Origin of the sequence: Acinetobacter lwoffii (genome assembly GCF_049367455.1) — a bacterium.
GTDB lineage: Bacteria > Pseudomonadota > Gammaproteobacteria > Pseudomonadales > Moraxellaceae > Acinetobacter > Acinetobacter lwoffii_W.
Genome location: NZ_JBMPXW010000007.1, coordinates 1 through 12338, shown reverse-complemented (window position 1 = coordinate 12338; position 12338 = coordinate 1). Strand labels below are relative to the sequence as shown.

The 12338-nt window shown below is 31.6% G+C and carries 16 protein-coding genes; 4 read left to right on the top strand and 12 right to left on the bottom strand.

The window, feature by feature from the left end:
• Positions 1 to 158: 158 nt before the first annotated feature.
• From ACO1B7_RS15380 to ACO1B7_RS15365, 4 genes are all read right to left on the bottom strand, one after another.
• Positions 159 to 584 (bottom strand): hypothetical protein, encoded by a 426-nt coding sequence (locus ACO1B7_RS15380; protein ID WP_423090364.1) that lies wholly within the window; start codon positions 582 to 584, stop codon positions 159 to 161.
• Positions 585 to 672: 88 nt separating this feature from the next.
• The gene (gene mobF, locus ACO1B7_RS15375; RefSeq protein ID WP_423090363.1) at positions 673 to 3843 is read right to left on the bottom strand and encodes a MobF family relaxase; all 3171 of its coding nucleotides are present in this window, start codon (positions 3841 to 3843) and stop codon (positions 673 to 675) included.
• The gene (locus ACO1B7_RS15370) at positions 3840 to 5945 is read right to left on the bottom strand and encodes a type IV secretion system DNA-binding domain-containing protein (protein ID WP_423090362.1); all 2106 of its coding nucleotides are present in this window, start codon (positions 5943 to 5945) and stop codon (positions 3840 to 3842) included. Before ACO1B7_RS15370 ends, mobF begins: the two co-directional genes overlap by 4 nt.
• Positions 5942 to 6313, bottom strand: coding sequence for a hypothetical protein (locus ACO1B7_RS15365; RefSeq protein WP_423090361.1), 372 nt, complete (start codon positions 6311 to 6313; stop codon positions 5942 to 5944). The genes ACO1B7_RS15370 and ACO1B7_RS15365 overlap by 4 nt, the downstream gene beginning before the upstream one ends.
• A 586-nt stretch (positions 6314 to 6899) precedes the next feature.
• Here ACO1B7_RS15365 and ACO1B7_RS15360 point away from each other — a divergent pair.
• The gene (locus ACO1B7_RS15360; RefSeq protein ID WP_312321283.1) at positions 6900 to 7277 is read left to right on the top strand and encodes a hypothetical protein; all 378 of its coding nucleotides are present in this window, start codon (positions 6900 to 6902) and stop codon (positions 7275 to 7277) included.
• A gap of 40 nt (positions 7278 to 7317) precedes the next feature.
• On the opposite strand, the gene ACO1B7_RS15355 is transcribed toward ACO1B7_RS15360, so the two are convergent.
• Positions 7318 to 7605, bottom strand: a complete 288-nt coding sequence (locus tag ACO1B7_RS15355) for a hypothetical protein (protein ID WP_312321285.1) — start codon at positions 7603 to 7605, stop codon at positions 7318 to 7320.
• Between the two features lie 191 nt (positions 7606 to 7796).
• Between ACO1B7_RS15355 and ACO1B7_RS15350 the strand changes: the two genes are divergently transcribed.
• The gene (locus ACO1B7_RS15350; protein WP_423090360.1) at positions 7797 to 7979 is read left to right on the top strand and encodes a hypothetical protein; all 183 of its coding nucleotides are present in this window, start codon (positions 7797 to 7799) and stop codon (positions 7977 to 7979) included.
• Positions 7980 to 8016: 37 nt separating this feature from the next.
• Here ACO1B7_RS15350 and ACO1B7_RS15345 read toward each other — a convergent pair whose 3' ends face one another.
• Both ACO1B7_RS15345 and ACO1B7_RS15340 read right to left on the bottom strand, forming a co-directional pair.
• Positions 8017 to 8274 (bottom strand): hypothetical protein, encoded by a 258-nt coding sequence (locus tag ACO1B7_RS15345; protein ID WP_312321288.1) that lies wholly within the window; start codon positions 8272 to 8274, stop codon positions 8017 to 8019.
• A gap of 75 nt (positions 8275 to 8349) precedes the next feature.
• Complete coding sequence (locus ACO1B7_RS15340; RefSeq protein ID WP_312321291.1) at positions 8350 to 8571, bottom strand: hypothetical protein; 222 nt, start codon at positions 8569 to 8571, stop codon at positions 8350 to 8352.
• 604 nt (positions 8572 to 9175) lie between these two features.
• Between ACO1B7_RS15340 and ACO1B7_RS15335 the strand changes: the two genes are divergently transcribed.
• A complete protein-coding gene (locus ACO1B7_RS15335; RefSeq protein ID WP_423090359.1) occupies positions 9176 to 9403 on the top strand; it encodes a hypothetical protein in 228 nt (75 codons plus the stop codon).
• A gap of 260 nt (positions 9404 to 9663) precedes the next feature.
• Positions 9664 to 9903, top strand: a complete 240-nt coding sequence (locus ACO1B7_RS15330; RefSeq protein ID WP_423090358.1) for a hypothetical protein — start codon at positions 9664 to 9666, stop codon at positions 9901 to 9903.
• 59 nt (positions 9904 to 9962) lie between these two features.
• Here the strand turns inward: ACO1B7_RS15330 and ACO1B7_RS15325 are convergent, their stop codons facing one another.
• The 5 genes from ACO1B7_RS15325 to ACO1B7_RS15305 form a co-directional block, all read right to left on the bottom strand.
• Positions 9963 to 10445: a hypothetical protein gene (locus tag ACO1B7_RS15325; protein ID WP_423090357.1), complete on the bottom strand. Its 483-nt coding sequence runs from the start codon at positions 10443 to 10445 to the stop codon at positions 9963 to 9965.
• A gap of 148 nt (positions 10446 to 10593) precedes the next feature.
• The gene (locus tag ACO1B7_RS15320; RefSeq protein ID WP_423090356.1) at positions 10594 to 10869 is read right to left on the bottom strand and encodes a hypothetical protein; all 276 of its coding nucleotides are present in this window, start codon (positions 10867 to 10869) and stop codon (positions 10594 to 10596) included.
• Between the two features lie 30 nt (positions 10870 to 10899).
• Positions 10900 to 11400, bottom strand: a complete 501-nt coding sequence (locus ACO1B7_RS15315) for a hypothetical protein (protein WP_423090355.1) — start codon at positions 11398 to 11400, stop codon at positions 10900 to 10902.
• Positions 11401 to 11574: 174 nt separating this feature from the next.
• Complete coding sequence (locus ACO1B7_RS15310; RefSeq protein WP_423090354.1) at positions 11575 to 11838, bottom strand: hypothetical protein; 264 nt, start codon at positions 11836 to 11838, stop codon at positions 11575 to 11577.
• A gap of 150 nt (positions 11839 to 11988) precedes the next feature.
• Positions 11989 to 12338, bottom strand: a 350-nt coding sequence (locus tag ACO1B7_RS15305) for a hypothetical protein (RefSeq protein WP_423090353.1), incomplete at its 5' end; no start/stop codon positions are given.

Genomic DNA, 12338 nt, shown 5'->3' with positions numbered 1-12338 from the left:
AGTGCACTAGAATTATCACCTCTTTTGTTTTGGCTGTCAAAGTGAAGCCTAAAATTCAAAATGCACTAAAAAAAGGCAAAAGCCTTTTAAAAACATATAGATAAAAAAAAGCCCACCGAAGGCGAGCAAAATAAATTCGTTTAAAAACTACAAAAGTTTTAGGAGATTAAAATATTTTCCAAATATTGACTACCAAATTCGATCCCTACATCTTGTTTCTTATACATTTTCTCTAGCACCATGTTTAGATAAGCTGAGTTACTACTTTCTAGCTCTCCCTTTACATAGTTTGTAAAATTCGAATAAATTTCTTGTTCAACTCTTACAGTTGTCTTAATACCATCTCTACTTATTTTCTTTTTTAGCTCAGTAGGATTAACTCTGATTTTTGACTTATTCAAGACACTAAATTCAATAATTCGAGCGAAAATAAATGTAAGTGATAAACGATTTTGCTTGCCAAAATTAGCAGCAAAATCTTTCAATACAGGATCAATATATAAGGAATCAACAGTCCGTTGTTGATCAAATATCTTGCCACTTACATTACTCATTATCTTCTTTTCAGCCATTAATACAGTCATTTCAAAATCCCCCTACTTTCCCTTAAATATAATATCAATTTAAAACAAAAGTAGTTAGCGTTAGGTATTGTAATAGTTTCATTTTGCATCAAATCTCCATATCAAATCCTTTTTGGCTAACTTGCTGATCTTGTTGTCCTAATGTGTTCCCATCTTGCACAAAACTTGTCTTATCTTGCTCATATGCTACCGCCCCACGTGCAACATCTTTATCATGAGTAAATATCTTTAATTCCTGAGAAGCACGTGTGACACCAACATAAAACGCTCTATTACCAAATATTTTACCTAAGTTTTTAATAGCTTTTTGACTGTTTTGAGCATTAGATAAAGTTTCGCTGTTAATTAACATAAATACAGATGATTTCGTCAAGCCCTGGGATGAATAAATCGTATTCGCATACCCATGATCCCAATGTTTAAATTCTTCCTTTGGCATAACTTTTTCATGCCCCTTTTCGTTTCTTAAAATAACTTCATTTCCCCTAATTTCATGAAAAGAATATTTTTCACCATTCTTAAAATCTCCATTAGAGCGATTAATTTTAATTAAATCTCCCTTTTGCAATTCCTTCTCTTTTTCTTTATAAACCTCTACCAAGTTTTTATTTTTGGTTTTCCAGTTTAACAAATTTCCATTTTTGTCTTGAAGGATCAAACCTTCCTCTTTTTGACCATCCTTTTTTGTATAACTCCCCATTACTTTATAGTAATGATCCTTTTCAACTTTTGTATTTTCATCAATTTTATACTCCTTATTAAAGCGAACAACATCACCCTTTTCATACTCTCTGTAATTTGTTTGCTGGGCTTTAGTCAGGTTTTTATTCACTAATACTGAAATATGATGCTCTTCACCGCTTAACTCACCTGCTTCCTTTTTACGCTCTCTAACCATGTCATTAATTAATTCACGATCTGCATTAAATGGTGTGATAATAAGGCTATTATTTCGCTCTTCCAGGCTTTTAGACATATAGCTTTCGACCAACTTACTATGCAGCTCTTCTTGCTTGTGCTTTATCACATTTCCCTGCTTATCTAAAAGATCAAATGCTTTTTGATTTTCAGATAAAGTAATATCACCTTTTTCATTTTTAGCTGTAATCAATGCGACAACTTCTTTTAGGTCATCTGTTTTTTGACGATTGATATTTTGCATTTCAGACTTTGCCATTTTATCTTGCAAAACTTCAAATGGCTTACCAGCAGCAATAGACTGCATCTGTAGTTTATCACCTAGAAAAACTACCCTAGCATTGGCATTTTTTGATAATTTCAAAATTTCAGCAAAACTTTCTTGACCCGAAAAGCTTGATTCATCCACTACCCAAATTTCATTTTTCCGATCCATTCCACCAACCGCACTTATTTCATTTTGTAGCTTCTGTTCATCTAACTTAAACTTAGCTACTGTGCTTGAAGGAATACCCGTTTCTTCTTCTAAATTTTTTGCTGCTACACCACCTTCTGCCATACCTTTAACAATAAAACCGTTATCAGTTGCTATTTTATTAAGTCCTAAAAGCATTGTAGTTTTACCGACACCAGCTAAACCATCAACAGCATAGTAACGGCTATTATTTGTAAAAATACCTTTTAATGAGTTACGCTGCCCTTCTGTGTAAGGATACTTTTGTACTTCTTCTCTTTCCGCAATAGCCCTTTCTACATCTTTAGTGCTTAGAATCCTCTCTACTGAAAACGATTCTGCTTTAACATGATCAATAGACCATACTTCACTTTTTGCCATTCTTGCCGTTGTTATTTTTCCTTCATTCCCTTCAACCAAAATACCTTTATCAACTAGCCTATCAAATTCCTTCATTACATCAGGAATCCTTACACCAACCCCACCATATTTTAATGCTGTAGTAGCCACATCACTTTTTTTAACCATCATTTCACGTTCCGTATGATGACCTACTGCATAGAATACAGATTCTCTAATATGTTTCTCCCTTGGTGTAATTTCTTCATTTTCTATGTGAGTATTTTTATCATCTTTCTTGTTAGTCAAAACCCTCTCTTTTTGATTACTTCCCTTCCCTCTATTCCAAATTCTATTTAACCATTCCTGCCATGCACTAGACTGCTCAGAATGCTCGCTATCTTCATCATTACTCTTTTGCGATGACTTACTACCAGGCGTTGAAAAAACTTCTCTATCAGTCTTATCCTTGCTTTTAGGATCAACCTTTCTATTATCTTCCTGACGATTTTTATTTATTTCTTTACTAGCATCATTTTCAGTAACTAGATCAACTTTAGGTATGATTTTATTTGAGCTATTTTCATCCTTATTTAGCGATTTTTCACTTCTCTTTAATTCAGCTTTTCTATTAATTTCCTCAACAACATCTTTTGACAAGCCCAAACTTTGTGCTCGTTCGCTCCAATCATTGTCTAGCTTTTCCTGAGTAACATCTTTTTTACTCGTCCTAGTTTTTAATGCAACTTGTTCACGCAATGCAGCAGATGCAGTAGAAAGATCAATCCCCCTGGCTTCTGCACTCTCAATCATTGCTTTCCTTCTTTGTGAAAACTCATCTATAGCATCTTGACCTATACCAGCAATTTCAAAATTACCATTAGGTTTAAATTCTAAATCGAACCCTAGTTCATTAAGATTGTTTGCTAATTCTGAATTATAAATTGCACCTATCAATTTTTGATTCTGATAAATTTGCTCATTACTCAATGCTGACCATTCACCTTTTTGGTTTAATGTTGCATTCATAATTACAGCATGAGTATGTGTTTGTGGATCAAGCTCTCTTGAATTATTGTGAGAAAATAAAGCAATAACTAAATTTTCTGTATCTACTTTCTGCATACTCCCATCCACACTAATTCTAGTCTGAGCATACATTTTTTCTACTTGATCTAAAGTTGCTTTAACAGCTTCTTCATGTGCATCTCTAACATCTTCGTTTTTAAATACCTCTGACATAATAGATACAGATTTCGGTGCTGAAAAAGTTAAATCCACACCTGGACGGTGTTGCGTTACCGCAACACCATTTTCATCATAACTTACACGTCCTATAGTTTTACTCTCATCAATTTCACCACTCAATAAATCTTTAAAACGCTCTTCATCAAAATTATTTTCTTCTAATCCTAAAGCACTTGCACCCTTACCATACCAAGATGCTTTTTCAATACTCTCAGCAGTAGTTTCAGTCGTATAGTAATTATCTTTTGAATAATAAGTTGAAGCCTGAGATGCAGATTTCAAAGTAGTCATACTCATCATTTTTCATTACCTCTTTTTCGTGGAGATACATCATCAATAGAATTAAAAAAATCACCACTGTATTGAGGTTCATCCTCTAAACCATCATCTAAAGATTCACTTTTTACATCTGAATTTGAATTTAACTTAGGTGAATTATTCTCTACAGTATCTTCATTTTCAGAATCAACCTCACTAGGCTTTTTCTCCAAAACTTCATCACTATTAGAAACATTTTCTTTTTCCAATTTATGATCATCTAATTCAGCATTATTTTTACTATCTTTTACTATTAGGTTCTGTTCAATAATTTCACTCTTATTTTCTTTAATATCATTAGAAATTGTGTCAACTTTCTCTAGGTCAAGCTCACTTTTATCAAGCTTCATATCTTCATAATCATTAAGAGCTATGCCAGTAGATCTTTTGATAAATGGGATAGCATTTGCTGTATGTGGTACATACTGAGTCTTTACTTTAGCTACTGGATAATCACCGACAATTTTTAGATAACCCTCAAGATTCGGAAGGCTCATAATCTCAGAAGGTAAAACAACATTTCGTTCCTTTCTTTGACTATAGAAACTATCACCATCTCTCCCATCAGTAACACCCATTGAGCGACTCATATTCTTTTCATCTACTTCCATTTGACCAATGATCTTAGCTAAACGATCAGCAGAACTACTGTCAGTTACACGTAGTATTAACTTTGTCTGTAATGTTGAAACCATTGTTGCAGCATTATCTTTTCCATAAGTCTGATCAAGCTGACTGAAATCCTGTAATCCAATCAAATGACATAGACCATATTTACGAGTATTAGTTAATGATAAAATTAAATCATCCATTTTTTGAAGAGTAGGCATCTCATCAATTGATAGCCACATACGCTCTTTGTGAATGGCTGGCAAAGACATAGTAGCTTTAATAACTGTGGAAATCCAAAGCGAAATAATTGGCTTAATAGCATTTTTCTGCTCCTCTTTAGTAGTAATAAAAATCCAACTATCATCCTCTTCTCTTACCCACTTTCTAATAGAGAATGGCTTTCCATCGTCCCTTAAAAATCTAAATGGATCTAAATAGTTTAGAATAGTCATTTTGATGTTTACACCAGTCTTTTCTGTCTTAGGATCAAAGTAAGTTGCACCAGCAGTACCAGCTAATAACTCATGCAGTTCTGTAAGAGTAGTTACTGCAACAGTTTCAAAAAGATTTTTATTAGTTTGATTATTTTTATTCGCACTTAATACCCTAATAATATCTGTCAAAGAGCGTCTAGCTGCTTCTGGAAAGAATGTATCACCAGATGCAGGTATTGGAATTAAACCTGAAGCAATTGCATCAAAATGTTGATCCTCTTCTATTTCATTCCAAACATTCCAATTAGGGCAACGATCATCAAAAGGATTTAAAATAATATCCTTTCCTTCTCTATAGAACTCTTGTGTAAACTCACCACTTGGATCATAGATAACCGCCTTTTTATTTCTTCCTCTTACCTGCTCTAAGAACGCTCGAATAGCTTGTGACTTACCAGACTGTGGAGCACCAACAAAACATATATTATTGCCTTCTGTTCCCTTTCTAATAGGTACATCAGCAATTGTATACTCACCCTCTTCTTCACGATCCTTTAGCATCTGTTTAAGTTTATCTTTTGGAACGATCTTAGCACCTCTTAATTGCTCATCTTCCATGACATTTTTACCATAGTTGTACCAGTACCAAACTAAGCTTCCAATAATAATTATGCTAAGAAAGATACCTAGAAATAATGCTCTTTTTAGATCCCACCAAAAACTTTTTAAATGCGGCTCAATTATTTTTTCTGCTTGCTCAATTGATACATTTTGAGGCCGACCATTTAGGTGTAATTGAATCTCTTTATTAGGCACATTCAATGAACTTTTATAAATTATTTCTGCCTCAGTTTTTAGAGCGTATAACTCTACTGGCTCAACCTTTAAATATAAGAATCCCCCTACCACACATACCGTTAAAAAAACCCCCAATATAAGCACGTTAGAAATTCCAGTTAAGAACATTTTAAACTGGTGTGTCCAAAGCTCTGAACCGCGAGTAAAATCTACAAAACTAGATGGATTTTGTTTTTTCATTTTAGAGCACCTTTATAGTTTTCATCTGCATATGTATATCCTTTTGCCTGGATTGCTCTGATCTCATCTTTAGAGGCGTTACTTTTCATCATTACCCATAGCATCATAAAATATAGACCACTAAAATCTTCATAGAATTTTTCATTAAAATTATTGTTATCTTCAAACTCTTCAATCCTTTTTTCTACTCTATCCACTAAATCCTCAATACGATCTGCCTGGTGTTTTATCCCAATTGTTTGATGATGATTAGTAAGAACTCTACTAAGAAAAGTCGAAGGTTTTTCATCTTGAGAAGCTGCTAAACTTTCATAATATTCAGCTACAGCAGAATCCAATCTAATAGTATATCTTTTAGTTTCACTCATAATTTCCTCGAATAAACACAGCCTTAAATCTTGAATATAATACAATATATAGAAAAATAAATCTGTGCTCTTATTTATTTAATATAAACATACACTTATCTTGATTTTATTGGAATATTGAGCACAAATCGCAATTTATTAATTAGCACAGCATTTTTATTATTATAAAACAATATTTTAGCTTAAATTTATACTTGAAAATGAGCACAGCATAAAGCACAGCATATTTATCTTTATTAAACAACAATTTATATTAATTTTTATAGTTATATAGAGCACAATATAGAGCACAGCTTATTTATCTTTATATTCAATAGCTTATATTATTATATGCCTTTTTTTCTGTGCTCCTTTATTTTATATATAAAAAGCCTTGAAAGCCATATGCTGTAAGGGTTTGAGGGTTTGCATTGTTAGATGCGTGGTGTGTGAAAAAAAATTACTCGGCATGTGCCGATAATTAGCTTAATAGATGCAAGGTTTTGTATGGCTGGTTGCTTGTCCTTGTTCTCAAAATATAACAGTTGCACCTTCACCAATAGGCTTATAGAATGATGCTGATTATCTCCAATAGGATGCAGTAAAAATGCAATTTGAAAATCCATCTAATGATGCTAGTTTGAATCAACAACATACTACTAATGCACATAATCAAAATGCACATACATCTAATCAAAATGATGAAAGCACTACATCTAACCCACTACAAAAACAATCATCTGATACAGATAATCAAGTTGAAGATGATCCAACAAAGAACATGACCAAAGCAGAAAAAAAAGTTTATGAGCTTCATAAAAAATTGAAGGAAGCTGAAAAGGCTTTAGAGGAAGAAAAGGAATTAGAAAAGCAAAAAAACCAACAAGAAATTTTAAAATTGTTATCTAAAAAAGAATTAGATTTAGTACCTCTTTCTAAGTGGAAACAACATTTAAAAGAAATACAAAATCTTTTAAATAGCTAAAAAAAATGACTGCCTTAGCAGTCATTTTTTTATCTTTAGATTATGCAGATTTCAAAGTTTTTTCTTGATGCGTATGCTTAAAATGAAACTTTACAGTAAACATTTCAGCCTGACTTAAACTAATCTTTTTACTAATTTTCACCTCCGCTTTACCATTCACTATATGATATTTTTTGAACGAAATACTGTCTTTGTTTAATAGGATTTGAACAATTTTAGTTGCTCCAAAACACACTTTTGATTGCTCTCCCTGTACATAGATAGAACAATCTTGGCTATTTAAAACAAAGTCTTTTAGCAGTTTTTTTGCTTCTAGTATTGGTGTCATTTCTCTTTACTCCAAGCCTTTCGGCTCTAAAAAATAGGTAGCGGAATTGCTTAACCTATGCCTTTTATTATATATAACCTAGGTTATTTTATCAATAACTTTTGTGTTCTTTTTTTAAATTATTTTTTGATATATTACCTGTTATATGGTATTAAAAATCTAATATATTTTATCTAAAATGGCTGTATGTTATGACAAAAAAAAGTAAGTTAATTCTATGTTTTGCTACTGGTATAGCCTTAATTTTACTTATGGGATATTTACTTTTTAAACCCGATCAAACAAATTCTGATTTTGGTTTTATATTATTATTAGGTGCTAGTTTTCTACTTTTACTCAAAAAAATATCTCAGATAAAGAATGAACCTAAGTAATATTTTTATTCAAAAAAAGCCCTTTCGGGCTTTATTTTTAGTCATGAAATTTTATGAATTTTAAGATTTTTCTTACTTGATTTTCCGCTTCTTTAAAGTCTTTCGATGGAACTATTTGATAACTATCTACAAACAAAGAATCTTTAAAAATCTGCACCTGGCTAACTGTTAAATGAATATTTACTTTTTCATTTTTAGCATTATGTTTGCTAAAAGTTTCCCCTTTTCTGATAAATTCTTTATCAACCTCTAAGCTATTTACTAGAATATTCTTGATTGCTTTTACTGAATACATTTGTTCAACTCCAAGCCTTATGGCTCTAAAAAAAATAGATTTTACTCTGAAATTAAGCTTTAAATTGCCTTTGATCTAATCTAAAAATTTAGGTCTAGAATTTCTATCTCCCTTATTATTTGCATATAAACTTAATGCCTCTGCTTCACTTTCAGTTATGATATTAAACTGCTTACACGCATTTAAATAGCCAAAAATATGACACGTTATTGTTAAGCCTTGCTCATGACAGCTTGCATCTTCCAAGTCTAAAAACATCTCATTTAACTCTTTAATTGCAATCTCTCTATTACTCATTTTTTCACCTAACAGCTTTGTTTAAATCATAAATCTTAACCATAATTATATATAACCTAGGTTATTTAATCAAACTTATTTTAGCTTTTTTTTGCTTATAATTGTAAGTAACCTAGAGCGAGTGTCTACTCGCCTAGTCGGGATCTTCGACTTCCCAACCTTACTACTCCCTGATTACCTAATCCCTCATGTGGATCTATCCAGGTGCAAGCCGAACAAATTAAATTAGCTAGAAAAAATCTGTGATTTTTTTGAAGATGATTTCATTTGTGACTGAGCTTATTAAGCTAAATTATGATCCTGGAATGTTGCGCTACCGCAAACAAAATTTAAACCTGGTGCGTTAGGGATATTGCCCGAAGGGGCGAAATTTCAGCGTTAAGTTTAGTATGTCAGAAGGCTATTAAAATTAGGTTCAAGCTTGCTTGAAACTAAATTTTAAAGCGTTGTGTCATACTAAATAGCTGTAAAGTTCGAGCGTAGCCAATAAGCCCGACCCGAAGGGTAACGCCCATATATTCAAAACAACAAAAGTTACCTAGGTTATAGATTAAATATTCAATTCTGTTATACTTTCACTAATCAAATTTAAGGAAATATTCAAATGACTGATTCAAAATCTACAAATAAAACTCCCGAAAATGTTGCTAAAGCAGTATCTAAGTATAAGAAAAAGCATAACCGCCAACAAATTACAGTTGACTTATATTTGGATGATGAAACTGAAAAAGAAATGTTTGATTACTGGAAAAGTTTAGGCAATAAAAAGGAATTTTTCATTCAATCCTTACTTAATCACAAAGCTGCACAATCGTCAGAAAATAAGAGTTAAAATAAAGTTATCCAGTAGCTTAGATCCTCTATTTTTAATTTATGCACCTGTTCCATAAATTTCATCTAGTGAATTAAATATTTTAGATTTTGTAAAACATATTTTTGTATAGAGAGGAATTTCAGATATGCCTAATGATGCTAAAAGCTATATGATTAAAGCAATATTTTTTGCAATTCTAACTATCATTGGCATTATTTTTTCATGCTGGGTGATCTTCACAAAACCTTTTTAATGCTCATTAAGTTATTATAGATTTTATGAAAAAAGAAAAAATTATTTATCTTTCCAAAGTATTCTGTCTTTATGCTTTTCTTTTGCTAAGTTTTTCTTATTTTTTTAATTTCATAGTTCAAAATTTCATATTGAAATTTTACGATCCTGAAACTTTTGATCTGTGGTTTCTTCTAGCTTTTATCATTGGGTTAAGGGCTATTGCACTATTAGCAAAAAAACTCGCCGTGAAATTTATAAAAATTCCTGATGGATCTAAGCAGTAATTAAATTTTTTTGAATTGCGATACCGCAAAAAAAGAGAGCCTTAGCTCTCCTTTTTTTCTTAATCCAAGATTATTAATATTGAATCAATATCACATTGCTCTTTATTCAAATACAGAATTTTTTTACAGTATTCGGAGAAAAAAACTGCAAGCTGATTACAAAATTTATCGTCTTGATTATACGCCCAGATACATAAATGACTAAGTGCCATTATATTAACTAATAGTGAAAATCCTAAGCAATTCAATTCAGCTTCCCGATAATTACCTGATACCTTATAGCGTGTACTTTCTTTGCCTTGTAGTTCAAAAAAACCATTTTCCATAGTCCAGTACCCACCATTATAAGCACCTTCACTTAGCTTATTGGCAAAGTGAAAAACATATTGCTCATAAGCATTAATGAAAAACCAAAATTTGTCACTGGTATAGTGTTTATCCTCGTCTTGATGAACTACAAATTGTTTAAGGTATCCATTCACATCAATTGTATATTCGCCTAAATCTTGAATCTGTTCTGCTGTTAATAGCTTAGTTTTCATCTTCTCTACTCCAAGCCTTTCGGCTCTAAACTAGGTAGCGGTATTGCTTAACCTATGCCTATCATTATATATAACCTAGGTTATTTATTCAAGCTTTTTAATATCTATTAAGTAAAAAAAAACCGCCTTTTACAGCGGTTATTTCAATCTATACAGCCTTTAAATTCCCGATTTCCTTGCTTAAAAACTCTATCATTTCTCTTAGATGCTTTTCATTTTCTACCCAATATGGAAGCTCTTCTTTTATCATAAATGGCAAATTAGTTTTTTGAAAAAATAGCCCTCTCATATGGTTTTCTAATTTAACTGTCCATGTCTTTCTGTGAGTTCTTCTAACTATCCTTACCTGGCTATTATCTGCATTAAATACAATTTTAAACTTTCTACGTTCTGCAAAATTTACTGACGTTTTAGAAATTTTCATGTTCTCTACTCCAAGCCTTTCGGCTCTTATTTAGTTTTCAAAAATATACTGGGTCTTGTTGCTTTCAATAAAACTATATGCTGATAAAAACATATCTCGTTCATATTGAGCATAATTGAAATATGCAGTTATTTGTTTAATTTTATCGCTATCATTCGTAATTGATTGAATGTACTCATCCGCTTTTTCTTGTGCAAAACGGCCTTTAAAAAAATCATCATCAAAAGGCGCACAGTCTATAAATTTATTGTCTACATAATTAATCGCACTTTCAACACTACACGCCATACCATGCTCTATACATGCCATATAGACGTTTAAATCCTTCTCTAATTCATCATTTTCATAAGCTGATATAAAACTTTGAATCCCAGCATATCCAAGCTTAATTAAATTACTTACATCACAATCATCAATATAAATACTATAAATATCCAATTCACGACTTAAGTTTTCAAAAAAATTATTTTCAACGATCTTCTGAATTGTCTGCATAGTGTCTAAAAATGTACCGTGTACTTTAATTTCCATGTTCTCTACTCCAAGCCTTTCGGCTAAAAAATGGTTCTGCTGATCTGCCTAACCTATGCCCTTTATTATATATAACCTAGGTTATATATGCAACCACATTACCCACTTTTGTAGAAAATATTTTGCCCTTTTATAATGGTATCTTAAGAAAAAAAGCCCTTTCGGGCTTTCTCATCAACTGGTGTATTCTTTGATGAATTTTAAATAATCTTGTACTTGCAATTCTAGCTCTTTTTGATTTTCTGCTCTTAAAATATATATCCATGTAGGGTGAGAATTTTTTCCTTTGTAAATTTGAATTGTATTGAAATTTAAATGGACTGTAATTTCAATATTTTCTGAATTTAAAACAGTATAATTATCGCCATTCCTTTTAAACGATTTATCTAAGGCTAAGTGATTTTTTAAAACATTTTTAACGGCATGTGAGCTATACATTTCTCATTACTCCAAGCCTTTCGGCTCTTAAGGAGGTTAAGCGGAATGCCTAACCTATGCCCTTTATTATATATAACCTAGGTTATATTATCAATAGGCAACCCTATATTAATAACTATAAAAAACAATTGGTTATGAAAAAAATACAACTTAATATAAAAATCCCTCTTCTGTAAACTGAATTAAACCATTTTCAGCAAAATTTAAAGCCTGGCTTATTCTTAAATAAATATCTATAAACCTTTGTTTATCAAAATTATTTTTCAGGTTCTCTAATGCACCGTTATCATAAAAAATAGTGCTTGCATACTCATTAAATACTTTACGCACATTTTTTAAATACTGCCCTCTCCATGTTGTTGCACAGTTCAAAGCAAAACAAAAACTATTTACTTCTGATTGACCTAGTAAAAAATCCAAAGAATCGAAAAAAAGTTTGATTTCTTCAATACTCCCAATATCGCAAAAATAAAAATCTTCACAATCATATTCATTTACCC